Source organism: Rhizobium sp. FG96 (assembly GCF_057808655.1).
The window spans coordinates 348,127-372,712 of the sequence record NZ_JBMDIL010000001.1 but is presented as its reverse complement, the minus strand read 5'-3'; the positions used below and the strand labels follow the sequence as shown (position 1 = coordinate 372,712).

Here is a 24,586-nt window from a genome sequence, read left to right as displayed (position 1 = left end):
CCCTCTCCCCGTGGGGGAGAGGGGATGTTGGCGCGAGAGGCTGCGGCGGGGGGGGGGGCCCCCCAGGGCCGGATGAGGGGGCTCCGAGTGCCTCCGTTTCCCTCGTCCGGTGACATGGGCGCAGCCCTAAGGGTACAGGGATGAGGGCGTCAGTGGAGCGCGACCGACTGAGGCGGACTGGCCGCAAAACTGCTCTCATCACTACCATCAAGGCAACGTATACCCAATCACATAATCCCCCGGCTTGGTCCCTACCGACCCATGCCCGCCGGCAACCATCACCACATACTGCTTGTTGTCAGATGTCGTATAGGTCATCGGCGTCGCTTGCCCGCCGGCCGGCAGACGGGCCTGCCAGAGCTCTGTCCCGCTCGTCACGTCATAGGCGCGCAGATAGTTGTCGACGGCGGCACCCAGGAAGGCCACGCCGCCCTTGGTCATCATCGGGCCGCCGATACCGGGGACACCGACCTTGAAGGGCAGGGGCAGCGGCGTCATGTCGTGCACGGTGCCGTTCTTGTGCATATAGGCGATCTTGCCGGTACGCAGGTCGACGCCGGCGACATAGCCCCATGGCGGCGCCTGGCAGGGAATGCCGAGCGGGCCGAGGAACGGGCCCATGAACACGCCATAGGGCGCGCCGTCATTGCGGTTCAGGCCCTGTTCGCTGCCCTTCTCGTCCTGTCCCTTCGGCGGAATGTCGGCGGCCGGAACGAGCCTTGAGGTGAAGGCCAGATAGGTTGGCATGCCGAACATGATCTGCCGCTCCGGATCGACGGCGACGGATCCCCAGTTGAAGGTGCCGAAATTGCCGGGATAGACGATCGTGCCCTGAAGCGACGGCGGCGTGTAGCGGCCCTCGTATTTGTAGCGGTGGAACTCGATGCGGCAGGCGAGCTGATCGAACAGCGAGACGCCCCACATGTTCTTTTCCTGCAGCGGATCGGGCGAGAAAGTCAGATCCGAGATCGGCTGCGTCGGCGCCGTCTTGTCTTCCGGGATCGCCCCACCGGGGGCGGGGATTTCCTTGAAGGGAATGATCGCCTCGCCGGTGCGCCGGTCGAGCACATAGATATCGCCTTGCTTGGTGGGCGCCACCAGCGCCGGCACGACCGAGCCGTCGGGCTTGGTCATGTCGAAGAGCACCGGCTGGGCCGGAACGTCCATGTCCCAGAGATCGTGGTGGACGAACTGCTGCACCCATTTCAGCTGCCCGCTATTGATGTCGAGCGCTGCGACAGACGACGAGAACTTCTCGACATTGGCGCTGCGGTTCATCCCGAGCTGGTCGGGCACCTGGTTGCCGAGCGGGATATAGACCATGCCGAGGCCCTCATCGACCGAGAGCACCGACCAGCTGTTCGGCGAGTTGGTCGTGTAGGTCTGCCCCTGCGGCAGCGGCGTCGTCACATCGGGATTGCCGGAATCCCAGTTCCAGAGCAGCGCGCCGGTATTGATGTCGAAGGCGCGGATGACGCCGGACTGTTCCTGCGTCGAATAATTGTCGTTGACGGCCCCGCCGATGATCAACTTGCCCGCAACGGCAACCGGCGGCGAGGTCGAATAGTAGTAACCGGCCGGATTGTATTTCATGCCGGTCTCGAGATGCAGCGTGCCCTTGTCGGCAAAGCTCTCGCAGACCTTCCCGTCCGCGGCATCGAGCGCGATCAGCCGCGCGTCCGAGGTCGGCAGGTAGACGCGGTCGACGCAGGGCTGGCCGGCTGCCGTCGCCGTGTCGTGATAATAGGTGACGCCGCGGCAGGTCTGGTGCTGACGGTCCGGGTTCATGCCGGAATTGGCGTCGAACTTCCATTTCTCCTTGCCGGTCTTGGCATCGAGTGCGATCGCCCAGTTATGCGGCGTGCAGAGATAGAGCGTGTCGTTCACCTTCAGCGGCGTCACCTGATAGGTGGTCTCGCCGACATCGTCGGGCCGCTTGACGTCGCCGGTTTGGTAGCGCCAGACCTCCTTCAGGTCCTTGACGTTGGTGGCATTGATCTGGTCGAGCGGCGAATAGCGCTGGCCGAAAGGCGTGCGCCCATATTGATGCCATTCGCCATCCGGCACGTCGCCGCCGAGGGGCGGGGCGGCCGCCACCACATCCTTCGGCAGGTCGCCCGCAAGATCATGCGGATCCGTGGTCATCGAGTAGCCGGCAACCAGGATGGCGATGATCACGGGCACGCCGAGCGGCCAGGGATTGGTGCTGTAGACGGCACCGGTCGGGCTCGCAAAACCGAGCGGCCGGCGGATCCAGGGCGTCAGCAGCCAGAGCCCGAGCAGGATGATCAGGCCGCCGCGCGGCCCGAGCTGCCACCAGTCGAAACCGACTTCCCAGACGGCCCAGATCAGCGCCGCGACGACGAGCGCCGCATAGACCCAGAGCGCCACCGCCTTGCGCATGAAGAGTAGCACGCCGGTGATGATGAACATCAACCCGGCGAACAGGTAGAAGATGCTGCCACCGAGCAGCACGAGCCAGAGCCCGCCGCCGCCAAGCGCCAGTCCGATGAGAAGAAAGAGGATGGAGGTTATGGCAATCGCCATGAAAGGATCTCCCGCTGAAACCCGCCTCCGGGGGGCGGAGCGCGGGCAGGGTTTCCCGGGTGCCGGGATCGAATTGCGAAAAGGCCCGCGGCAAGGGCTGGAGGCTGCCACCGCAAGCATTCTCAAGCACATAGAGCGAGACTTCTGCCTTTCAACCGCCACAATTGCCGCAACCTGCGCAGGGCAGCCATGCGCTGGATACGGGCCGAAATGGCGATCGGCGCTAATGCCGCATTGAGCTTTGAAGGCGATGCCGCTATCAACCCTTCCGCGCCTTCAGGGCAGGGGTCACATGAAATATCTTGGTCGCAGATTCGAGCAGTGGGCGGTGCGCATTCTATGCGCCATCGCGCTCGTCTCCGTCGGCTTTGCTCATCAGCTGCCGGTCTCGGCAGCCGAGCTTTCCGGCCCCGCCGATTATTCCGCCTATGCGCTGCCGGATGGAACCCTGCCGACGCTCTGCGTTACCGTCACCGACGATAGCGGCAAGACCCAGCATGGCGCCGATCACAATCACGGATGCGAAGCCTGCCGCATCGGCGCCACCGCGATGCTGCCGTCTCCGGCCGATGTGTCGGGTGCGCCGCTCGGCTATGCCGTTTCAGAAGCGGTGCCGTTGCGCGCCGCCGTCTTCCACCGCGATCCGTTCCCACCGAATACAGGGCCGCGCGCCCCACCCGCAGATCCGCTGACTGCCTGAACCCGCGCCCCGGCCATCCGGCCTGGCGGCGTGCTTCGCTTTCGGCTGCGTCTCGGGCGCTGCCATGGATCTGGAATTCTCTCATGTCTTCAATCACCTCCACCGAGCCGGTGGAGAGCGCCGCTTCGGGCGTCTCGCTCTACCGCGCCATATGGCGCTGGCACTTCTTCGCCGGCCTGCTCGCCGTGCCCTTCATGCTCAATCTGGCGATCACCGGCTCGCTCTATCTCTTCAAGGACGAGATCAACAGCAGCCTCTTCGCCTATCGCTACGACGTCGCCCCGGCAGGCCAGCCGCTCAGCCCCCAGGCCATCGCCGATATCGCCACCTCGGCCGTCCCCGGCTCCGTCGTCACCACCTACAGGGACCCGGCGACGCCGGAGCGCTCGGCGATCGTCATGGTCTCAGGCGAGGGCAGCCCGACGCTGGTTTTCGTCAATCCCTATGATGGCAAGGTGCTGGACACGGTCGCCTCGGCCGACGAGTTCAACACCGTCGTCAAGCACATCCACAGCCTTGCCTATTTCGGCGATTTCGCCAACCGCCTGGTGGAGATCGCCGGCGGCTTTGCCATGGTGCTCGTCGTCACCGGTATCTATCTCTGGTGGCCGCGCCGCCAGACCGGCGGCGTCGTCAGCGTTCGCGGCACGCCTGACAGACGCGTCTTCTGGCGCGACCTGCATGCCGTCACCGGCGCCTTTGCCGGTCTTCTCATCCTGTTCCTGGCGGTCACCGGCATGCCCTGGTCGGGCTATTGGGGCGCCAACGTGCAATCCTTCCTCGGCAGCCACGGTATGGGCTATCCGGCGCAGCTCTGGGACGACGTGCCCAAATCGGCGAAGGTGACGGAGGATATCCTGCCCAAGGTCGGCTGGACCGTCGAGAAGGCGCCGGTGCCGCTATCCGATATCGCCGCCGCCCAATCGAAAGAGCCGATCGGCCTCGACAGGGCCGTCGAGATCGCCAAGGCGGCGGGCGTCACCCCGGGCTTCGACATGGCGATCCCGTCAACCGTATCAGGCGTCTATACCGCGGCGATCTTCCCGGACGATCTCTCCCGCGAGCGCACGCTGCATATCGACCAATATTCCGGCAAGCCGCTGGTCGATATCAGCTTCGGCGCCTATCCCTTCCTCGGCAAGGCGATCGAATGGGGCATCAATGTCCACCAGGGGCAGGAATGGGGCCGGTTCAACCAGTTCCTGATGCTGGCGACCTGCCTGGCGATCATCCTTTCCTGCGTCACCGCCGTCGTCATGTGGTGGAAGCGCCGCCCGCTGGGGCGCGTCGGCGTGCCGCCGCTGCCGCCGCAGCGCTCGGTCTATATCGGCCTCTGGGTGATCGCGCTCGCCTTCTCGCTGGCTTTCCCGCTGACGGGCCTCGCGATCCTTGCCATGATCGCCTTCGACCAGCTCGTCATCCGCTTCGTGCCGCCGCTGCGGCGCGCGTTCTCGTAAGGGAGACGATGATGAAAACCGTCCCGATCCTCCTCGCCGCCGCCCTCTCGCTGGCCGCGCCGATCACCGCCCATGCCGAGACCATGCAGATGCCCGACGGCACGACGATGGACATGCCAATGGACCAGCCGCCCTCCGGCGATCCGCAGCAGCTGATTTCGGATGTGCTGAAGACGATGTTCGAAACCCCGGCCAAGCCGCTCGCCATCGGCCCCGTCGCGGTTCAGGGCGGCTGGGCCATCGCCGGCTGGCAACAGGACGGCCGCGGCGGCCGCATCCTGCTGCAGAACGGGGAACACGGCTGGCGTCCGCTGCTCTGCAGCGGCGATGCGATCAGGGAAGGGGACGCGCTCACCAAAGCCGGTGTCCCCACCACCGATGCGACCGCGCTGGCCGCTGCTCTCAAGGATGCCGAAGCCACAGCCGATCCAAAGACCCTGCAAGCCTTCGCCAGCTTCGAGGGCACGGTGACGCTCGGTGCCGCGACCACCTCAGCCGCCCATTCGGGTCACGAAGGTCACGGCAAATAGGGTCGGTCGATGGGCGACTTCCCTTCTCCCCGTCGGGGGTCCGAAGGACGGGTCGAGACCGTCGGCTCGACCCCGGTGGGTAGGGTGAAAGGGGCTCCGGCCGAGACCGGACAGATCGTCGGCTTTGTCCGCCTCAAGTCCCGCAAAACGTCTGCAGCACCCGCTCTTCCAGTTTCGGCGGCTCCATATAGGCCGCAAATGCCGGCTGATCCTCATACGGATTGGCCAGCACCTTCACCAGCGCCTCGAAGAGCGAGAAATCGCCGTCTTCCATGGCGGCGTTGATCGCCTGCTCGATCCGGTGGTTGCGCGGAATGAAGGCCGGGTTGACCGAAAGCATCGCCGCACTCCGGGCCTCTGCCGTCTGCGGATCGCGGCTGAGCCGCTCGCGCCAGCGCACCAGCCAGCCCATGGCTTCCCCGATGCCGTCGAATGTCGAGAGAAATTCGCCCTCGGCGGCATCGTCGCCCGCGAGCTTCGAAAGCCGCCGGAAGACCAGCGTGAAATCCGCCTGTCCGGCCTGCATGGCCGCCAGCAGCGCCTGGATCAGGTCGAGATCGCCATCCTCTTCGGAGACAAGCCCGATCTTTTCGCGCATACCCGCTAGCCAATGGGCCTGGAAGCGCTCGCCGTAACCCTTGATGACCGTATTGGCGAGATCGACCGCCTTGTCCTGATCCTCGTCGAACAGCGGGATCAGCGTCTCGCCGAGCCGCGCCAGGTTCCACTGGCCGATGCCGGGCTGGTTGGCATAGGCATAGCGCCCCTGCTGGTCGATCGAGGAGAACACGGTGCCGGGATCATAGGCATCCATGAAGGCGCAGGGGCCGAAATCGATCGTCTCGCCGGAGATCGTCATGTTGTCGGTATTCATCACGCCATGGATGAAGCCGATATGCAGCCAGCGGGCAATCAGCGCCGCCTGCCGCTCGGCAATGGCTTTGTAGAGCGCGAGATAGCGGTTTTCGGCGCCCGAAATCTCCGGGTAATGCCGCTCGATCACATGGTCGGCGAGCGCCCTGACGCCATCGGTATCGCCGCGCGCCGCAAAGAACTGGAAGGTGCCGACGCGGATATGGCTGGCCGCCACGCGGGTAAACACCGCCCCCGGCAGCACCCGTTCGCGATAGACGGGTTCCCCGGTCGAGACGGCGGCGAGCGCCCGGGTCGCGGGAATGCCGAGCGCATACATCGCCTCGCTGACGATATATTCGCGCAGAACCGGCCCGAGCGCGGCCCGCCCGTCGCCCCGCCGGGAAAACGGCGTCTGGCCCGCGCCTTTGAGCTGGATGTCGCGGCGCTTGCCGTTCCGGTCGATCACCTCGCCAAGCAGGATCGCCCGCCCGTCGCCGAGCTGCGGGTTGAACTGGCCGAACTGATGTCCGGAATAGGCCATCGCCAGCGGATCGGCGCCATCAGGCACGAGATTGCCCGAAAACATCGCCGCGCCATCAAGCTTCAGCCGCTCGACATCGAGCCCGAGCTCGGCTGCGAGCTCCTCGTTCAGCTTTATCAGCCAGGGTTCCGCCACCTGCGACGGCGTCTGGCGCGCAAAGAAATGTGCCGGCAGCCGGGCATAGCTGTTGTCGAACGGAAATACGGCGGCGCGGGGCGCGTTCTGTGACGGTACTGAGCTCATGCCTCAATAGGTAGGGCCGGGGCAGAGGAGGCGCAAGCCGCTTCCGGCGCTACGCCGGCACATAAGTCAGCCGCACCACATCCCCGACGATCCGCTCATGGGCGGCGAGGCGCAACGGCGGGCGCGGCCCGGCAAAGAACGGCCGCCCCTCGCCAAGCACGACCGGATGCGTATAGAGCCGGTATTCGTCGATCAGCCCGCTATCGGCCAGGCTATGCGCCAGCACCGGCCCGGCAACCGTGATCTCTCCTTCACGCTCCGCCTTCAGCCCTGCAATCACCGCCTCCACATTGTCGCGGACAAGCACCGCATTCGGCCCGACTTCCGTCAGCGACCGCGACACCACCCATTTCGGCAGCTTCCGCCAGGCTTCGGCAAAGGCCCGGTGCTCATCGCCCCAGCCCTCCTGATCCTCGTCCCAATAACGCATCAGCCCATACATCGTCCGCCCGTAGACGGTAGCGCTCAGCTCCTGCGTCCGCTTCACCCAATGGCTGAACAAGGGCTCCGGCGACATCCGGTCATGATCCACATAGCCGTCGATCGACTGGTTCATCTCAAAGATAAGCTTCGCCATGCGGGAAAACCTCCACCCGGGGGTGGAGTGTAGCGGGAAACGGCGATGGGGGGAATGCGAGGGCGACTACGCTACCCTCCTGCACCCACCCAAGTAGCCATTCGGTTACATCATGCCAGCATTTCCTAAAATGCATGCCTTTGCCACATTTGCGGGCGTATACACGTCGTTATCCCCCGTGTGGCATCATGCCATTTCACATCTGCGGCCCTGTCGTCATCAATGGCTTCGCCGCGTCATTGCGAGTGATCCCTGCTGATGCCGGATCAGATATTCCACCCCGTTCGTACCGACCGGGCCGCCCCGAATTTTCGCACGATCGCGCTGATCGTGGCGAGTGCCATGCTGATGGAAAACGTCGATGCCACGGTGCTGGCGACGGCGCTGCCGACCATGGCGCGCGATTTCGGCGTCGATGCGCCGTCGATGAGTATCGCGCTCACCTCCTATCTTCTGAGCCTGGCGATCTTCATCCCCGCAAGCGGCCGCATGGCGGATCGCTTCGGCTCGCGCACCGTGTTCCGTTCGGCGATCGCCGTCTTCGTCGCCGGGTCGATCGCCTGTGCGCTGGCGCCGAACCTCTTCCTGCTCGTCGTCGCCCGGCTGATCCAGGGCGTCGGCGGCGCCATGATGATGCCGGTCGGCCGTCTGGTGCTGATGCGCAGCGTCGCCCGCAAGGATATGGTCAATGCCATGTCCTGGCTGCTGATCCCGGCGCTGATCGGCCCGATCATCGGCCCGCCGCTCGGCGGCTTCATCGTCACCTATCTCGACTGGCGCTGGATTTTCTACATCAACGTGCCGATCGGCATCGTCGGTTTCATCCTCGTCTCGATCTTCATCGACGAGGTGAAGGGCAAGGCGATCGGCCCGTTCGATACCGTCGGCTTCATCTTCTCCGGCATTTCGCTGGGATCGCTGCTGTTCGGCTTCGAAATGTCGAGCCGCGAGGGCGAGGCGTCGGCCGCCGTCTTCCTGATCGCCATCGGCCTGCTGTTCGGCATCTGTTATCTGCGCCATGCCCGCAAGCATCCGGCGCCGATCATGGATTTCTCGCTGATGAAGGTGCCGACCTTCGGCACCTCGGTCATCGCCGGTTCGCTGACGCGCATCACCCAGGGCGCCCAGCCCTTCCTGCTGCCGCTGCTCTTCCAGGTCGGTTTCGGCATGTCGGCGGCAACCGCCGGCCAGATCGTCATCGCCACCGCCATCGGCTCGATGGCGATGAAGCCGCTCTCCGGCCCGGTCTTCCGCCGCCTCGGCTTCCGCAACAGCCTGATCATCAACGGCCTGCTCGGCACGCTCGGCTACGGCCTCTGCGCCGCCTTCACCCCGGAATGGCCGGTCGGCGTCATGTTCGCGGTGCTGACGCTGAGCGCCTTCTTCCTGTCGTTCCAGTTCATGGCCTACAACACCATCGCGTACGACGAGATCAGCCACGAGCGCATGAGCTCGGCCACCAGCTTCTACACCACCTTCCAGCAGCTGATGCTGTCGCTCGGCATCTGCATCGGCGCCTTGGCGCTGCACGGATCGATGACGATTTCAGGCAGCGAGCAGCCGAAGCTCCACGATTTCTCGACCGCCTTCATCGTCGTGACGATCATCTCGCTCGCCGCCACAATCTGGAACCTGCGCTTCGCCCCGAACGCCGGTTCCGAAATCAGCGGCCACCGGCGCAAGGATGCCGTGGCGAGCGCCGAGCACTGACACTGCGGGCGCACCGCGCCCGGACTACTCACTACTCGCTATTCGCTCACTCACACGTCGATCGCCGCCCATGCGGCCCGATGCCGATGTCGCGCAGCAGATGGCTGTCGACGGCTTCGAAGGGCATCATGCCGGCGTCGGCGCATTGGCGGGCCTTGCTTTTGGTCTTCGGCCAGATTGGGTGATGCGTCATCATCCGTATCAGCCGTCTCGGGGTTAGTTTCTTTCTCAGGCTGGTCATCGCTTTCTCCCTCAAGCGCTCATTGCCTGCGGCAGGCAGGCTTCGCAGATTGCGGCGACATGGCGGTGGTCGGTGCCGCAGCAGCCGCCGAGCACCCGCAAATGCGGCAAGGCGGCGATCAGCTGCCGGTAGCGGCGGCCGAGATCTGCGGGGTCGCCCGCATCCAGCACCTCGCTCTCGTCGAGCTCGGCATGGCTCATCATCGAGGCATTGGCGCGGATGCCGGCGATCCGCTTCACCCAGGCGCCGCCTTGCGCCAGCACCGTGTCGAAATGCGCCGGATGGGCGCAGTTGATCATGTAATAGGCCGGCGCGCCGCCCGTCGCCGCATCCGTCGTCTCGATCGCCTCCTCGATGCTGCGGCCGGTCACCAGCCGCCCGTCGGTTTCGACGGTAAAGGAGATCGCGCAGGGTATGCCGTGAGCGCGGGCGGCCCGCGCAATGCCGATTGCCTCGTCGATATTGGTGAGCGTGAAGGCGCTGACCATGTCGGCCTCGGTCCCGGCAAAGGTGGCGATCTGCTCGCCGTGATAATCCTCGGCCTCCGCGGCATTCATTGCGCCCGCCTTGTAGCCGTCGCCGCGCGGGCCGATGGCGCCGCCGAGCACGATCGGCATGCCGCGACGCTCATAGCTTTGCCGCAAGCCGGAGATCAGCTCGATTGCCGCCTCGTTCGCCGCCTTCAGCTTGTCGGGCGAATAGCCGAGCCGCGCGCCCCAATCGGCATTGGCCCGCCATGTGGCGCTGTCGAGCACGAAGCCGGTGCCGTGGCGCTTGGCGATATCGAGATAGCGCCCGTAATAGTCCCTCAGCCTGCGCCGCCCCTCTTCGGAGGCAAGCAGCGTGAAGGCTGCAAAGTGCGGCAGCTCGACGCCCTCGTGGAAGATCAGCACCGTCTCCATCCCGCCATCGGAGATGAAGGTACCGCTGCCGAGCTGCGGCAGTTTCTGTCTGTATTGTGCCATTTCAAAAGCCCGCCCCTATAGAGGCCGGTGTCACCTCTACTTGGTGCCGGCAATAGAGTTCTCGCGCTTAATTGCATGGCAAACTAGGCGACTTGCGGTATACTTCGGATTGGTCGCCGACATTGCCTATTGAAATCATGATCTTGCTCGCGTTTTCCGATTGCCGGGTTGCGATCAGTAAAACGTTTCGGCAACTGAAAACTGTACCGGCGGTACAGGAGGGCGCATGAAAAAGGGCATCGAAACGAGGACGCGCATCCTCGATGTCGCCGAAGCTGCCGTGCTCCAGAAGGGTTTCGGTGGCACGTCGATCGAGGAGCTGATCGCCGAAACCGGCATCACCAAGAGCGGTTTCTTCTACCATTTCCGGGACAAGAACGAACTCGCCAAGGCGCTGCTCAACCGCTACATCGAAAATGACGAGCGCATCTATGACGAGATCTTCAGCCGCGCCCGCGACCTGACGGATGATCCGCTGCAGGCCTTCCTGCTCGGCCTCAAGCTGCTCTCCGAACTGCTGGCCGATCTGCCGAACGGCCATCCCGGCTGCCTGGTCGCCACCGTCTGCTATTACGAGCGCATCTTCGACCGCGAGATCCAGGAGACCAACCGCAACGCCGTGCTCGCCTGGCGCCGCCGCTTCGGGCGGATGTTCGAGGAGATCATGGCGGTCTACCGGCCGCGCGAACCGCTGGAGGTCGATCAGCTCGCCGATATGGTCTCCACCGTTCTCGAAGGCGGCATCGTGCTGTCGCGGGCGCTGAAGGAGCCGAACAGCCTCGCCGAGCAGATCCTCGTGCTGCGCTCGCTGATCAAGCTGCTGTTCCAGCCGCAGGCCGGCGCGGTCACGACGTTCCGGCAATAAAAGCAATTGCTAAGCAATGCATTGACAGGGCGCGGACCGGCAGCCATGGATGCCTCCCGTCCTGGAGCCCCTTATGCTGATTTCCGAAGCGCTTGCCCTTGGTTCCGCCATCTGCATGGCCCTGAGCTCGATGTTCATCAACGAGCTGAACGGCCGGGTGCCGCTGATGCGCCTTGCCCGCTGGCAGATCACCGCCGCCTTCCTGATGACGGCGCTTGCAGCGACCGCGCTCGGCGGCTGGGCAACGCTCGGCGCCTGGCAGTTTTCGGCGCTCGCAGGCTCCGGCCTGTTCGGCATCGTGCTCGCCAGCACCACCTATTTCGCGGCTATCTATGCCGCCGGTCCGCGCGTGACCGCGCTGCTCTTCTCGCTCGCATCTCCCTTCGCGCTCGCCATGGGCTATGTCGTCTTCGGGGAAACCATCAGCGCCATGCAGGGCGTGGGCGTCGCCCTCATTCTCTGCGGCATCGTCATTGCCATCGGCGTGCGCCGCCGCCGCCCGGCACCGATGATCCCGCTGGCCGATGGCGAGCCGATCGAGGCGCCCGCGCCGCAGGAAAGCCCGTCGGCGAAGGGTATCGCGCTTGGCGTCATCACCGCCTTCGGCCAGGCCGTCGGCAGCCTTCTCGCCCGCCCGGCAATGGCCGCCGGTGTCGAGCCCTTCGCTGCCATGGCCGTCCGCTCCGGCCTTGCCGTCATCTTCTTCTGGGCGCTGCTTTTGCTGCCCGCCATCCGCCGCCAGACGGGGGAGATCGAAAGGCGGGATTTCCCGCTCGCCGTCATCTCGGCCTTCTTCGGCACGGCGCTCGGCATGTCGCTGCTGATGGGCGCGCTGAAAACCGGCAGCGTCGGCATCGTCTCGACGCTCTCCTCCATGACCCCGATCGTCATCCTGCCGATGGTGTGGCTGAGAAGCGGAAAGATGCCGCAGCCCTATGCCTGGGCCGGCGCGGCCATGGCGATCGCCGGAACGGCACTCGTCAGCCTCGGCTGATAGCCGCTCACGAATCCGGTATCAGCGGATCCTGCACCAGAAAGAATTCCGGCACCGGCGTCACGTCGGTCACGAAGAAGCCGAAGCTCGCCTTCGTCTTCGGGTCGGCATGGCCCTGATCGAAGCGCAGCCGGTCGAAGCTCTCGAACTGGTTCTGGAAATGCGCAAACCGGTCGGAGGAGATGAAATCCGGATTGGGATTGGTCTGCCCGAAGGACAGGCCGTCGTAGAAGTCGCTGGGCTTGCCGCGGATTTCCTCCAGCTCGAATTCGAAGCCGATCCAGGCAAGCTTGCTCTGGTTCACCGTCACCATGCGCAGATGCATGGAGTTCTGCCGCAGCGTATCGAGCGTGGCCGGGTTGGCGGCGCGGATGATCAGCGTCACCGGATCGGACGAAGTCATCGCCTCGGTGATCTCGATCGGATCGGCCCGCGTGCCGGTGCCTGAAATGGCAAGGATATGGAAGCCGCCGAGCTCGTCGGAAAAGGAGAAGTCGCCGGCATACCAGCGGCCGTCGTCGGCCGGACCGGCGCTGACGAGCGCCAGTGAAAGCAGCGCAGTCAGGATCCGCCAGTGACGCCCCATCGCTCTCTCCTGGGGCGATTATCGCATTGCCGCGGCAAATCTCAAAATCGTCCTCCGGCAGAACCGTTCGCCGCCAGCGGCGGCTTGGCGGTGTGGCGTGAGGCGGCTAGCAAGGGCAGGGGATGGGGAGCCGCGATGAGCCTGGAGATCGCAATTCTGCTGTTTGCCGCAGGCATTGCCGGCGGTGTGATCAACGCGCTGGCGGGCGGCGCGACGCTGCTCACGTTTCCCGCCATGCTGGCCGCCGGCCTGCCGCCGGTCACCGCCAATGCCTCCAATGCCGTCGCCATCGTCCCCGGCCATCTGCTCGCGGTGCTTGCCGATCACCGCAAGCTGCAGCCGCTCGATCTCAGGCTTGGCCTCTCGGTTCTGATCTGCCTCATCGGCGGCATTCTCGGCGCGCTGCTGCTGCTGGCGCTGCCGGAGCGGCTCTTCGTGCTGCCGGTGCCGGCGCTGATCGGCGCCGCGACGCTGCTTTTCCTGTTCTCGCCGCAGATCGCCGCCTGGGCGGAGCGCCGCCGCGGCGGCAGCGAGCCGTCGCAGCTTGCCGGTTCCTCGGTGCTGGCGCTCGCCTCGGTCTATGGCGGCTTCTTCGGCGCCGGTCTCGGCGTCATCCTGACCGCGGTTCTGGCGATCGGCGATCCCGACGACATCCGCCGCGTCAAGGCGCTGAAGAACCTCTTGGCAACCGCCGTCAGCATCGCCGCCGTGACGATCTTCATCCTTGAGGGTGCCGTGAGCTGGCCGCAGACGCTGGTCATGCTTTCGGGCGCCCTGTTCGGCGGCTATCTCGGCGGTTACCTTGTCCGCATCCTTCCCGCCACCATCGTCCGCTGGTTCGTCATCGTCACCGGCGCGGTGATGGCGGTGGTCTATGCGGTCAAGTATTGGCTTTGAAGGCGGGCGCCTTCAGCCCTTCGTGCCGTGAAAGACGAGATCGACATAGTCGAGCAGGAAGATCGTCGTGCGCCCCGCCTGCAGCGGTCCCATGTCGACCGGGCTGACGACGCGCCTGACGATCGGCACCATGATGCCGTCGAAGGAGCGGTAGTCGTAGCAATAATGATTGGCCGGTCCGCCGCCGAGAACGTCGACCGAATAGTCGAGCCGCCGCAGCAGATGGTCGGGGCCGAAATAGAGCGTCTGCGTCGCGGTATGAACCGGGATGTCGCCGGGATAGCTGACCTCGAGCTTCCGCCAGGTCTCGCCCGCTTCGGCATGCGTGCCGAGATCGCGAAAACGCATGCCCGGTTCGGCAAAGGTGAAGGGCACCGTCAGGTAGTTCCGAAGCGCATAGCCGATGAAATAGGTGAGGTGCAGCGCATGCCAGGGCTCCTCGCGCGGCACCTGCTTCAGCGCCTCGCGCGGCGCATCGAGCGCTGCCGTCACGGTGCCGTCCGGCCGCTCGCTCCAGACCCGGTCCGGCGTATAGACGCAGAGCTCGTCGGGCGCGCCGATCCCCTGGATGACGACGCGCTGGCTGCGCAGGTCGATGGCGCAATGCGGCCGCAGGTGCCGCGGAAAGCCCTTCATTTCCAGCACGATGCCGGAAAAATTGAGATCGAGCTCGGCCGAGCTCAGCCGGTTCCAGCGCTCCAGTCCGCCATGGGCGTCGATGATGGCCTGTAGAAATTCCTGCATGACAGTCCTCGTGATTATTGATTGCGATCGCAATCATTTGACTTTGATTGCAAATGCAATTAAAAATCCGGCCTGTCAATAGGCGGGGGAATGCAGATGGTCAGGGTGTCCAGGGAACAGGCAGCGGCAAACCGTGAAACGCTGGTGGATGCCGCCGGCCGTCTGTTCCGCATCAGGGGTGTCGATGGCGTCGGCGTTGCCGAAGTCGCCAAGGAGGCGGGGCTCACCCACGGCGCGCTCTACGCGCATTTCCCGTCCAAGGAGATGCTGGCCGCCGAAGCGCTGAAATCCGGCATGCAGAAGAGCCTGAGCGATGTGAAGGCGTCGGCCGGCGACGCACAGCCGACGCTTGGCGGCTATCTCGATTTCCTGCTGTCGCGGCACATGCGCGACGCGATGGAGGAGGGCTGCCCGATGACCGCTTCCGGCAGCGAGATCGCCCGCGGCAGCGCCGAGGTCAGCCGCTCCTTCGCCGAGGGGTTCGAAAACATGGTGGCGGCGCTCGCCGCCGCCGCGCCGCCGCAGATGACCGACGACGAGCGCCGTGCGCTGGCGATCACCGCGATCGCTGCCGAACTCGGCGCCATCGTCATCTCCCGCGGCATCCTGAAATCCGACCCCGCGCTTGCCGATGGCGTGCTCGAAACCGTCCGCGCCAGGCTAGGCTATGTCCTCGGCGCCTGAGCCGCATTGACACCGGCCGCAATCTTTATTAGGCCATGCTTATGCCGGTTCGCTGGCCGTAAGCGTTTGACGTCAAGCAACGCACTTATCGATCCTTTGCCGGTCGGAGTGCGTTTTTTTGTGCCCGCCGCCAAGGAATAGCCAGGAGGATATCATGGCTTTCCGCATGACCCGCGATCCCGAGCAGCGCCGTCTGCTGCTTTTGGCCGCCATTCTGTTCATCTCCTATCTCTGCGTCGCAGTCGCCCTGCCTGTCGTTCCCGTTCATGTCACGGCGACGCTTGGCCTCGGCAATGGCTGGGCCGGTTTTGGTGTCGGCGTCGCCTTTCTCGCCACCATCCTCAGCCGCGGCTATGCCGGGGCGCTCGCCGATAAAGAGGGCGGCAAACGCGCTGTTCAGCGCGGCCTCGGGCTTTATGTGATCGGCGCTCTGGTCTCGCTCGCCTCCGGGCTGACGCTCGGTTCGCCCGTCCTCTCATTTGCGGTGCTGGTCGCCGGGCGCCTGCTGATCGGCCTCGGCGAAAGCATGGTCGCCGTCGGCGTCATCTCCTGGGGGATTGGCATCGTCGGGTCGCAGAATTCCGGCCGGGTGCTGGCGCTGGTGGGGGCGGCGATCTACGGTGCGCTCGCCGTCGGCGGGCCGGTCGGCTTGCTGCTGCTCGATCGCTTCGGCTTCACCGGCACCATGGCGGCAAGCGCCATCCTGCCGCTGCTCGGGCTTCTGGCGATCCGCCCGATCCCGGCCGTCGCCGTGCATGCGGCCGTTAGCCGCCCGCCGCTCTGGAGCGTCATCGGCCGCATCTGGCCGCATGGCCTCGTCGTCTGCCTGCAGGGCATCGGCTTTGCGGCGATCGGCTCGTTCTTCACGCTCTATTTCCGCGATCAGCACTGGGCCTATGCCGGTCTCGGGCTGACGGCCTTCGGCACCGGCTTCGTGCTGGTGCGCATCCTCTTCGGCCACCTGCCGGACCGCTTCGGCGGGCTGACGGTCGCCGTCGTCTCGATGGCTGTGGAAGCGGTTGGCCAGATGCTGATCTGGAGTGCCGGCAGTCCTGATCTGGCGCTTCTCGGCGCCTTCATGACCGGCCTCGGCTGCTCGATGGTCTTCCCGGCCATGGGCCGCGAGGTCGTCCACCTTGTCGCCCCGCATCTGCGCGGCACCGCACTCGGCGGCTTCTCGGCCTTCCAGGATCTCGCCTATGGGCTCACCGGCCCGCTCGCCGGGCTCCTGGCCGACCGCGCCGGCTACAGCGCCGTCTTCCTCACCGGCAGCCTCACCGCAGCCTGCGGCTTCGTCATCGCCGTCCTCCTGCGCGGCAGGCAGGCGGCGACTGCCGCGTCCTGACGCAAATGGCCGCCCGCGTTTTCGCGTGGGCGGCTAGCTCTCCAGCGCCGCCGCCATCTCCACAAGCTTGCGCACCGTGTTGATATTACGCGACGTTCCGGCCTTCAGCGCCGAGAGCTTCAGCTTCGATTTGCCGGAGCCTATGGGATAGTGGACATAGATCTCCCGGCCGGAGACCACCGCCTCCTCGCCATCCGGCGCGCTCATGTTATCGAGCGCATCCTTGGGTGCCGCGTCCGGCAGGAAATGCACCAGCACGAAACTCGGCTTGGCATCGGGGAAGGGGGCGTTTCCGGCGATCGTTTCCATTTCCTTGCGGCTGCGGATCATCACGCCCGGCTTCTTGCCGAGCTTCTCCCCCAGCGCCGCGTCGAGCTTCTCGCCTGCTGCCTTTTCGCCGTCAGCGGAGCGGAAGACGACATTCCCGCTCTGGATATAGGTCTTGGCATCCTCGAACCCGAGCGCATCACAGATCGCCTTCAGTTCCGCCATCGGCAAGGCACCGGTGCCGCCGACATTGATGGAGCGGATGAGGGCGATGTAGACGGGCATGGGTGGTGTCCTCCATCTTGAACGGTGCGGCCCTGCAAGCCTCCCTCTGCCCTGCCGGGCTACCGGCGTCGAGCCACGTGTCTCGACGCGCTCTTCGAGCCCCCCACAGGTGGGGAGATTGGCTGGGGGCAGCCGCCCGCTCGACCAGCAGCAGTGGAGCAGGCCGTGACGTTAATTACAGCGCGGGGATCGAGCCACAAGCCGATCTCCCCCCTTTGTGGGGGAGATGCCCGGCAGAGCAGAGGGGGGTGAACCCCACGCCCACAACGCCCTACATCTTCCCCGCAACCTTGATCGCAAACGCATACTCGAACGCAATCTCCTCCAGCCGCTGGAAGCGCCCGGATGCTCCGCCATGCCCCGCATCCATATTCGTCTTCAACAGGATCGGCGCTTCCCCGGTCGTCTTCTCACGCAGCTTCGCCACCCATTTCGCCGGTTCCCAATAGGTCACCCGCGGGTCGGTCAGGCCGCCGAGCGCGAGCAGCGGCGGATAGGCCTTGGCGCCGACATTGTCGTAGGGCGAGTAGGCGGCGATCTGTTCGTACTCTTCCTGGCTCTCGATTGGGTTGCCCCATTCGGGCCATTCCGGCGGCGTCAGCGGCAGGGTGTCGTCGAGCATGGTGTTGAGCACGTCGACGAAGGGAACGGCGGCGATGATGCCGGCGAATTTTTCCGGGGCCATGTTGGCGATCGCCCCCATCAGCATGCCGCCGGCCGATCCGCCCTCGGCGATGATACCAGCGTGGGAGGTGAACTTCTGCTGATTCAAATAGTCAGCCGCGGCGATGAAGTCCTTGAACGTATTGGTCTTGAATTCCATCTTGCCGTTTTCGTACCAGGCAAAACCCTTGTCCTTGCCGCCGCGAATATGGGCGATGGCATAGACGAAGCCGCGGTCGGCGAGCGACAGGCAGTTGGTGTTGAACCCGGCCGGAATGGTGATGCCATAGGCGCCGTAGCCGTAGAGCAGGCAGGGGGCGGAACCGTCGAGCGCGGTGTCCTTGCGGTAGAGCAGGGTGACCGGCACGGTCTCGCCATCCCAGGCGGGCGCAAAGACGCGGCGGGTGACGTAGTCGTCCGGGTTATGGCCGGACGGCACTTCCTGGGTCTTCAAGAGCGTCCGCTCGCGCGTCACCATGTTGTAGTCGTAGAGCTGGGAGGGCGTCGTCATCGACGAATAGGAGAAGCGGATGACGTCGGTATCGTATTCGGCAGCACCCGAGAGACCCAGCGAATAGGCCTCCTCGGCAAAGGCGATCGCATGTTCCTCGCCCGTCTTGCGGTCGCGGATCATGATCTGCGGCAGGCCGTCCTTGCGCTCCAGCCACAGCAGGTGGCGGGCAAAGGCCATGTGGTTGATGATCAGCGTGCCCGGCTTGTGCGGCACGATCTCGCGCCAGTTTGCCTTATCAGGTGCATTGACCGGCGCTTCCACGATCTTGAAATCCTTGGCATCGCCGTCATTGGTCAGGATGTAGAAGACGTCGCCGCCTTCGGTCAGCGTATATTCGATGCCTTCCTCGCGCTCGGCGACGATCTTCGGCTCGGCCGTCAGATCCTTGGTCGAGAGCAGCCGGTATTCCGAGGTCTCGTGGTCGTGGATGTCGATATAGATGAAATCGTCGAGCAGCGAGCCGCCGACGCCCATGAAGAAGCCCGGATCCTTTTCCTCGTAGACCAGCCGGTCCTCGCTCTGCGGCGTGCCGAGAATATGATGGAACACCTTCGAGGGACGGTGGTTCTCGTCGAGCGCCGAGTAGAAGAAGCTCTTGCCATCCGGCGCCCAGATGCCGCCGCCGCCGGTATTCTCGATCACATCTGCGAGATCTTCGCCGGTCGCGAGATCGCGAACCTTCAGCGTGAAGAATTCCGAGCCCTTGTCGTCATAGCCCCAGATGCCGCGGCTGTGATCGGTGGAATGGTCGAGGCCGCCGAGGCGGAAATAGCTCTTGCCCGCCGCTTCCTTGTCGCCGTCGAGCAGCACGGCGCGGATCGTCTCGTCCTTGGTGTCACCGTCGCGCGGGATGCGGAAATAGTGCGGCTGTTCGCCGCCGGTAACGAAGAACGTGCCATAGGCATAGGCGCCATCCTTCATCGGCACCGAGCTGTCGTCTTCCTTGATGCGCCCGCGCATCTCGGAAAACAGCACCTTCTGCAGCGGCTTGGTGTCTTCCATCGCCGCGTTCATATAGGTGTTTTCGGCTTCCAGATGCTTGCGGATCTCGGGGTCGAGAATCGAAGGATCCTTGAACATCGCCTGCCAGTTATCGGCGCGCAGCCAGGCATAATCGTCTGTCCTGGTGATGCCGTGGCGCGTATCGGAAAGCGGCTTCTTGGCAGCAGCGGGCGGGTTCGGCAGGTTCTTGAAAACGGACAAATGAAAAGCTCCGGATCGGTATTGCGGTGGGGAAGAGATAGAGGTGCTGCGGGATGCAATCAAGCGCCGCGCAAGCATCGGTGGATAAGCTCCTGCTAAATCGAAGTCTTCCTCACGTTGCCTTGATGTCACCACATTGTTTAAGAAAGTCCGCTACCATCGCGCGGGACCTGCGCTTGGCCAGACGGAGATGACGGGGGCGTCTGGCGGAGACTCGTTCCGGATTGAGCAGATAGAGGGATTATTCCTAAATGCCGAAATGCCTGGTCCTGTCCGTATCGCTTCTCAGCCTTGCCTCGTCCGCCTTCGCCGTCGATCCCGCCATCAAGAAGCAGCTTGAAAAGCTCGATCCCGCGACCCGCCTCGAACAGAGCTGCGATACCGAAGCGATGAGCCGCATCAACAGCGACAAGACCGGCTTCAAGCCGGACAAGGTGATCGCCTACACCTTCAAGGACCCGGTCCCCAGCGACGACCGCCTCGTCGCCCCCGGCGCCGTCTTCCGCAGCAAGGGCGATTGGTACCATCTCTCCTACACCTGCATCACCGGCCCGCAACACATCAATGTCCGCGAGCTCGAATACCAGATCGGCGAAAAAGTGCCGAAGGATACCTGGACCAAGTATTACCTCTACGATTGAGGCAATCGGCCCATCGGCCTGATTTTACGGATCACGCAAGCTTCGGCGGCACCTTGCCCTGATCGACGATCGCCATGTCGGCGATCTCCCTGAGCGTCGTCGCCGCGTAGCGCGCCAGCAGCTCTTTCTCGGCCGCCGCATGCGCCATCTGCAGCACGGAATTCGAGGCGCGCTCGACAGGGCAGGAGGGGTGATCGCGTGAAAGCGGCGCCGGCAGGATCGCTCCCTCGTTCAGCGCCCGCTGCACATCCAGCACCGTCACTTCGTCCAGCGTCCGCACGAGCTTCCAGCCGCCGCCGCGCCCGCCTTCCGATTCCACGATCCCATGTTCGCGCAGCGCCCCCAGCGTCCGGCGCACGACGACGGGATTGGTGTTCAGCATCTGGCTGATCCGTTCCGACGTCTCCCTGCCGCCGAGTAGGCCCATATGCACCAGCACATGCAGCATCCGGGAAAGCCGGCCATCGGTCTTCATCGCGAACCTTTCCGCAACAATTATTGTTACGCTATCTTGACGGCTTCGCCTATCTGTAACAGATATTGTTACAGATAAAAGGAGCACCCATGCTGCGCCGCCAGTTTCTACTCGCCGCACCGGCCTTGGTTATCTCAGTTTCCGGCGTCAAGGCAACAAATCAGGAGCCCATCATGAACGAGACAGTCATCGACACCAGAACGATCAGGACGGGCATCCTGGAGGCGGGCTCCGGGCCGCTCGTGCTGCTTTGCCACGGCTTTCCGGAAAGCAAGCATGCCTGGCGCCATCAGGTCGCCGCCCTCGCCAGGGCCGGCTATCGCGCCGTGGCGCCGGATATGCGCGGCTACGGCAAGACGGCGGCGCCCGAACGCGTCGATCAATACACCGTCTTCCACGCCGTCGGCGATCTCATCGCGCTGATGGATGCGCTCGGCGAGGAGAAGGCGGTGATCGCCGGACACGACTGGGGCGCGACGATCGCCTGGCAGGCTGCCCTCCTGCGTCCCGACAGGTTCAAGGCCGTCATTGCGCTGAGCGTGCCGATGATGGGCCTGCCGCCGGTGCCGCCCTCGAAGATCTTTCCGCAGAATGACGAGGCGCTGTTCTACACGCTCTATTTCCAGGAGCCGGGTCTCGCCGAAGCCGAGTTCGAGCGCGACCCCGCGCTGACGCTGCGCAAGATCCTTCATGCGGCAAGCGGCGAGGCGGGTCCGAGAAAGCCCGGCGATACCACGCCCAATCCGTTCTCGATGGTCAGCCGCAGCACCGGCCTGCTCGCCGCGCTGCCCGATCCGGCGGAGCTTCCCGCGTGGCTACCCTCCGCCGATTTCGAGAGACTGGTCGCGGACTTCAAGGCGTCGGGCTTCACCGGCGGCCTCAACTATTACCGCAATCTCGACCGCAACTGGGAACTCCAGCAGGCCAATGCCGGCCAGCGCGTCGCGATCCCCGCGCTGTTCATGACCGGCGAACGAGACCCCGGCCTCGCCATCCCCGGCATGACCGAAATCATCGCCGCCATGCCCGCGCTGGTGCCGCAACTGCGCGGCTCTCACATCCTCCTCGAGGCCGGTCACTGGCTGCAGCAGGAACGCGCTGCCGAGGTGTCGGAGCGGATGATCGCCTTCCTCCAGCAGCTGGATGCCTGAATCTCAGGGAGAGGCGGGCGGCAGCAGGAACAGCGTCAGCCCGAAGACCGAATAGACGGCGAGCGCCAGCACGCCCACATACCAGGCGCCGCGTCCGCCATTCGAAAGCAGGCTCGCCGCCATCGTCGAGATGAAGATCATGGCGACGGCGCCCGGCCAGAATTCCAGCGACATCGGCTCGGGGCCGATGAAATAGCTGAGGATGACGAGGACGGGGGCGACGAAGAGGGCGATCTGCGAGGCGCTGCCGAGCGCGATGCCGACGCTGAGATCGAGCCGGTTGGCGCGTGCCGCGGAAAAGGCCGCCGCCATCTCGGCGGCAGCGCCGACCAGGGCCACGACGATGAAGCCGACAAAGGCCGGGCTCATGCCCATGCTCTCGGCCGCCGCCTGCACCGAGCCGACGAAGACCTCGCTGATCAGCGCCACGAACAGCGTCACGACGACAAGCACGGTGATGCTGGTCGAAAGCCGCCAGCCGCCATGCTCCTCCGCCGCTTCGCCGACGCTGGCGAAGAGCTCGCGATGGGTCTTCAGCGAAAACAGCATGCCCATCGCATAGACGGCAATCAGGATGATCGCCAGACCAAGGCTGAGCTGATACAGCGTCTCCGGCTTCTGCCCGTTAGTGCCGATCAGCGACGGCACGAGCACGGCGACGGTCGCCAGAAACAACAGGCAGGCCTGGAACCGGGCGCTGACGCGATTGAACTCCTGCACATGATGCTTCAATCCCCCGAGCAGGAACGAGCCGCCGAGCATGAACAGCGTATTGGTGACGATCGCGCCGGCAATTGACGCCTTGACCAGCAGATATTCGCCCGCCTGCAGCGCGGCGAGCGCGATCACCAGTTCGGTGAGATTGCCGAGCGTCGCGTTCAGCAGTCCGCCGACGGCGTCACCCGTGCGCGCCGAAACCGCTTCCGTCGCCCGGCTCAGAAGTGCGGCCAGCGGCACGATCGCCAGTACCGAGAGTATGAAGAGCAGCGTATGCGCCTCGGGTGCAGCCATCTCCGTCAGGATCACCACCGGCACGAAGACGAGGAGGGCGAGCAGCGGCATGGCGCGAAGCTCGGCGATCGCGGCAGCCAGGATGCCCGAGGGCCGCGAATGTCCACCCGTCTGCTGAACGTTCTGCACAGCCGCCTCCGCCATATTTCGAAACGTCCCACGCTACGGCGCAGGCGGCCTGCATGCATTGACCGCGATCAAGCCTCGCGATGCCGGTGGCGGATTTTCAGTCTTTGCAGGGCGGGGTGATTGATCCTCTTCAATGCAGCCTCCGGCAGAGCTGTTATCGTGAAGCGAAGGCCGCTCCATGCGGGCCGCATCCATCCCGGGAGGCACAGTGTTCGCCAAGCTTCTCCTCGCGACGGCGCTGATTGCCGCCACGGTCGCCATCCAGGCAATCTTCATGGCTGCCGGCCTCAGGGTCTTCCGGCGCATCGACCCCCATTATCTGAACCGCCACGCCACTTTGGCGACCGTCGTCTGGGTCAGCTACCTGCTGGTGCCGATCATCCTCGACATCTGCCTCTGGGCGCTGGTCTATTATCTCATCGGCGCGCTGCCGAGCTTCGAGGACGCCGTCTATTTCTCCACCACCACCTTCACCACCGTCGGCTACGGCGACATCGTCCTCGGCCAGGACTGGCGCCAAGTCTCGGTCTTCGAAGCGGTCAACGGCTGGATCATCTTCGGCTGGGCCACAGCCCTGATCATGGCGATCATCCAGCGGCTCTATTTCCAGGAGGATGGAGAAAAGGGCAGGGGGTGAGTGCCCAAGAATTGCCACGGGCACCAGCCAGATAAGCGGCATCAGGACGCATCGCGATCCCTCGCCGGCCGGAATAGAATTCCTTCATCGAAATTATAGAAACTCGTCTCCCATGATCCGTATTGTTCTTGCTTCCGCGCTGCTTGCAGCCTCGCTTTCCGCTGCTTCTGCGGCGGAGCCTCCCGTTGCAACGCCTGCCGCTCCCGCTGCCGCGAAGCCGGCGCCGAAGGTCAAGGGGCCGAAGCTGGTGGAGCCGGAGCTGCATGTGGTGCGCTCGGGTGTTCCCGGCCGTCCGCGCGTGGCGCTGACCTTCGATGCCTGCATGGGCAAGGCCGACGAGCGGATCATTTCGACGCTGGTGTCCGAGCGCATTCCGGCGACGATCTTCGTCACGGCGCGCTGGCTGAAGCGCAATCCGGAGGCGCTGGCGGTGTTCCTGAAGAACCCTGACCTGTTCGAACTCGAGAACCACGGGCAGAACCATATTCCGGCGGTCGACAAGCCGGCGCTGATCTATGGCATTGCGGCAGCCGGTTCGCCCGAGGCGGTGCATCAGGAGGTGCAGGGCGGCGCCGATGCGATGCTGGCGGCGGGGATCGCCGCGCCCCACTGGTTCCGCGGCTCGACGGCGAAATACGACCTTCCGGCAATCGCGCAGATCCGCGCCATGGGCTACAAGATCGCCGGTTATTCGGTGAATGGCGATGGTGGATCGCTGCTCGGGGCTGCGGTGACCGAGAAGCGCATCGGCTCGGCCAGGGATGGCGATGTTGTGATCTCGCACATCAACCAGCCGACGCATGCTGCGGGTGCCGGGGTTGCCAAGGCGATTGTGGATCTGAAGGCCCGCGGGGTGGAGTTTGTCAGGTTACAGGATGCTGAGGATCTGGGGGATGATCAGACGACGAATTGAGGGTTTTGGTGAGGTTTTACAGGTTTCGTTGTGCCGTGTGAGCCCCCTCTGCCCTGCCGGGCATCTCCCCCACAGGTGGGGAGATTGGCTGGGCGTGCCCGCTCGCTCCACTGTTTGACGACTTGGCGGAAGGCTCACTGTTTGGCGGAGATCTCACCACGAGTCGATCTCCCCCTTGTGGGGGAGATGCCCGGCAGGGCAGAGGGGGGTGAACCC

At 64.7% G+C, this 24,586-nt stretch carries 24 protein-coding genes; 13 read left to right on the top strand and 11 right to left on the bottom strand.

What is annotated here, in order from left to right:
- Positions 1-207 precede the first annotated feature (207 nt).
- The gene (locus tag ACODR6_RS01950; protein WP_489020356.1) at positions 208-2,547 is read right to left on the bottom strand and encodes a glucose/quinate/shikimate family membrane-bound PQQ-dependent dehydrogenase; all 2,340 of its coding nucleotides are present in this window, start codon (positions 2,545-2,547) and stop codon (positions 208-210) included.
- A gap of 292 nt (positions 2,548-2,839) precedes the next feature.
- Between ACODR6_RS01950 and ACODR6_RS01945 the strand changes: the two genes are divergently transcribed.
- From ACODR6_RS01945 to ACODR6_RS01935, 3 genes are all read left to right on the top strand, one after another.
- Complete coding sequence (locus ACODR6_RS01945; protein ID WP_489020354.1) at positions 2,840-3,247, top strand: hypothetical protein; 408 nt, start codon at positions 2,840-2,842, stop codon at positions 3,245-3,247.
- A gap of 83 nt (positions 3,248-3,330) precedes the next feature.
- Positions 3,331-4,704, top strand: coding sequence for a PepSY-associated TM helix domain-containing protein (locus ACODR6_RS01940; RefSeq protein ID WP_489020352.1), 1,374 nt, complete (start codon positions 3,331-3,333; stop codon positions 4,702-4,704).
- Between the two features lie 11 nt (positions 4,705-4,715).
- On the top strand, positions 4,716-5,234 hold the full coding sequence (locus tag ACODR6_RS01935) for a copper uptake system-associated protein (protein ID WP_489020350.1): 519 nt from the start codon (positions 4,716-4,718) through the stop codon (positions 5,232-5,234).
- A gap of 133 nt (positions 5,235-5,367) precedes the next feature.
- Here the strand turns inward: ACODR6_RS01935 and ACODR6_RS01930 are convergent, their stop codons facing one another.
- Complete coding sequence (locus tag ACODR6_RS01930) at positions 5,368-6,873, bottom strand: protein adenylyltransferase SelO (RefSeq protein WP_489020348.1); 1,506 nt, start codon at positions 6,871-6,873, stop codon at positions 5,368-5,370.
- 49 nt (positions 6,874-6,922) lie between these two features.
- On the bottom strand, positions 6,923-7,450 hold the full coding sequence (locus tag ACODR6_RS01925) for a dihydrofolate reductase family protein (protein WP_489020346.1): 528 nt from the start codon (positions 7,448-7,450) through the stop codon (positions 6,923-6,925).
- A 258-nt stretch (positions 7,451-7,708) separates the two neighbouring features.
- Here ACODR6_RS01925 and ACODR6_RS01920 point away from each other — a divergent pair, with 258 nt between their 5' ends.
- Entirely contained in the window at positions 7,709-9,160 is a 1,452-nt protein-coding gene (locus ACODR6_RS01920) for an MDR family MFS transporter (protein ID WP_489020344.1), read from the top strand.
- A 46-nt stretch (positions 9,161-9,206) separates the two neighbouring features.
- Here ACODR6_RS01920 and ACODR6_RS01915 read toward each other — a convergent pair whose 3' ends face one another.
- Together ACODR6_RS01915 and ACODR6_RS01910 are read right to left on the bottom strand one after the other, a co-directional pair.
- On the bottom strand, positions 9,207-9,401 hold the full coding sequence (locus ACODR6_RS01915; protein WP_199626439.1) for a hypothetical protein: 195 nt from the start codon (positions 9,399-9,401) through the stop codon (positions 9,207-9,209).
- 11 nt (positions 9,402-9,412) lie between these two features.
- Entirely contained in the window at positions 9,413-10,366 is a 954-nt protein-coding gene (locus ACODR6_RS01910) for a homocysteine S-methyltransferase family protein (protein WP_489020342.1), read from the bottom strand.
- 226 nt (positions 10,367-10,592) lie between these two features.
- Between ACODR6_RS01910 and ACODR6_RS01905 the strand changes: the two genes are divergently transcribed.
- Entirely contained in the window at positions 10,593-11,231 is a 639-nt protein-coding gene (locus tag ACODR6_RS01905) for a TetR/AcrR family transcriptional regulator (RefSeq protein ID WP_112719208.1), read from the top strand.
- A 73-nt stretch (positions 11,232-11,304) separates the two neighbouring features.
- Entirely contained in the window at positions 11,305-12,225 is a 921-nt protein-coding gene (locus ACODR6_RS01900; protein ID WP_489020340.1) for an EamA family transporter, read from the top strand.
- Positions 12,226-12,232: 7 nt separating this feature from the next.
- On the opposite strand, the gene ACODR6_RS01895 is transcribed toward ACODR6_RS01900, so the two are convergent.
- Positions 12,233-12,811 carry a hypothetical protein gene (locus ACODR6_RS01895; protein WP_489020338.1) on the bottom strand — a complete coding sequence of 193 codons (579 nt, stop codon included), beginning with the start codon at positions 12,809-12,811 and terminating at the stop codon, positions 12,233-12,235.
- A gap of 135 nt (positions 12,812-12,946) precedes the next feature.
- Between ACODR6_RS01895 and ACODR6_RS01890 the strand changes: the two genes are divergently transcribed.
- Positions 12,947-13,708 carry a sulfite exporter TauE/SafE family protein gene (locus ACODR6_RS01890; protein WP_489020336.1) on the top strand — a complete coding sequence of 254 codons (762 nt, stop codon included), beginning with the start codon at positions 12,947-12,949 and terminating at the stop codon, positions 13,706-13,708.
- Positions 13,709-13,720: 12 nt separating this feature from the next.
- On the opposite strand, the gene ACODR6_RS01885 is transcribed toward ACODR6_RS01890, so the two are convergent.
- Complete coding sequence (locus ACODR6_RS01885) at positions 13,721-14,452, bottom strand: hypothetical protein (protein WP_130278778.1); 732 nt, start codon at positions 14,450-14,452, stop codon at positions 13,721-13,723.
- 96 nt (positions 14,453-14,548) lie between these two features.
- On the opposite strand from ACODR6_RS01885, the gene ACODR6_RS01880 reads away from it, so the two are divergent.
- Together ACODR6_RS01880 and ACODR6_RS01875 are read left to right on the top strand one after the other, a co-directional pair.
- A complete protein-coding gene (locus ACODR6_RS01880; RefSeq protein ID WP_203429359.1) occupies positions 14,549-15,136 on the top strand; it encodes a TetR/AcrR family transcriptional regulator in 588 nt (195 codons plus the stop codon).
- Positions 15,137-15,290: 154 nt separating this feature from the next.
- A complete protein-coding gene (locus ACODR6_RS01875; RefSeq protein ID WP_203429358.1) occupies positions 15,291-16,481 on the top strand; it encodes an arabinose transporter in 1,191 nt (396 codons plus the stop codon).
- A gap of 33 nt (positions 16,482-16,514) precedes the next feature.
- Here ACODR6_RS01875 and ACODR6_RS01870 read toward each other — a convergent pair whose 3' ends face one another.
- A complete protein-coding gene (locus ACODR6_RS01870; RefSeq protein WP_203429357.1) occupies positions 16,515-17,033 on the bottom strand; it encodes a DUF1697 domain-containing protein in 519 nt (172 codons plus the stop codon).
- A gap of 271 nt (positions 17,034-17,304) precedes the next feature.
- Positions 17,305-19,413: a S9 family peptidase gene (locus tag ACODR6_RS01865; protein WP_489020333.1), complete on the bottom strand. Its 2,109-nt coding sequence runs from the start codon at positions 19,411-19,413 to the stop codon at positions 17,305-17,307.
- A 251-nt stretch (positions 19,414-19,664) separates the two neighbouring features.
- Between ACODR6_RS01865 and ACODR6_RS01860 the strand changes: the two genes are divergently transcribed.
- Positions 19,665-20,054: a DUF930 domain-containing protein gene (locus tag ACODR6_RS01860; RefSeq protein WP_112719198.1), complete on the top strand. Its 390-nt coding sequence runs from the start codon at positions 19,665-19,667 to the stop codon at positions 20,052-20,054.
- A gap of 31 nt (positions 20,055-20,085) precedes the next feature.
- Here the strand turns inward: ACODR6_RS01860 and ACODR6_RS01855 are convergent, their stop codons facing one another.
- The gene (locus ACODR6_RS01855) at positions 20,086-20,529 is read right to left on the bottom strand and encodes an RrF2 family transcriptional regulator (RefSeq protein ID WP_203429353.1); all 444 of its coding nucleotides are present in this window, start codon (positions 20,527-20,529) and stop codon (positions 20,086-20,088) included.
- A gap of 173 nt (positions 20,530-20,702) precedes the next feature.
- Between ACODR6_RS01855 and ACODR6_RS01850 the strand changes: the two genes are divergently transcribed.
- Positions 20,703-21,680, top strand: a complete 978-nt coding sequence (locus ACODR6_RS01850; RefSeq protein ID WP_489020331.1) for an alpha/beta fold hydrolase — start codon at positions 20,703-20,705, stop codon at positions 21,678-21,680.
- A gap of 3 nt (positions 21,681-21,683) precedes the next feature.
- Here ACODR6_RS01850 and cax read toward each other — a convergent pair whose 3' ends face one another.
- Complete coding sequence (gene cax / locus ACODR6_RS01845) at positions 21,684-22,835, bottom strand: calcium/proton exchanger (RefSeq protein WP_489020329.1); 1,152 nt, start codon at positions 22,833-22,835, stop codon at positions 21,684-21,686.
- A gap of 163 nt (positions 22,836-22,998) precedes the next feature.
- Between cax and ACODR6_RS01840 the strand changes: the two genes are divergently transcribed.
- Together ACODR6_RS01840 and ACODR6_RS01835 are read left to right on the top strand one after the other, a co-directional pair.
- A complete protein-coding gene (locus ACODR6_RS01840) occupies positions 22,999-23,457 on the top strand; it encodes a potassium channel family protein (RefSeq protein WP_489020327.1) in 459 nt (152 codons plus the stop codon).
- A gap of 112 nt (positions 23,458-23,569) precedes the next feature.
- Entirely contained in the window at positions 23,570-24,370 is an 801-nt protein-coding gene (locus ACODR6_RS01835) for a polysaccharide deacetylase family protein (protein WP_489020325.1), read from the top strand.
- The last annotated feature ends 216 nt before the right edge of the window (positions 24,371-24,586 follow it).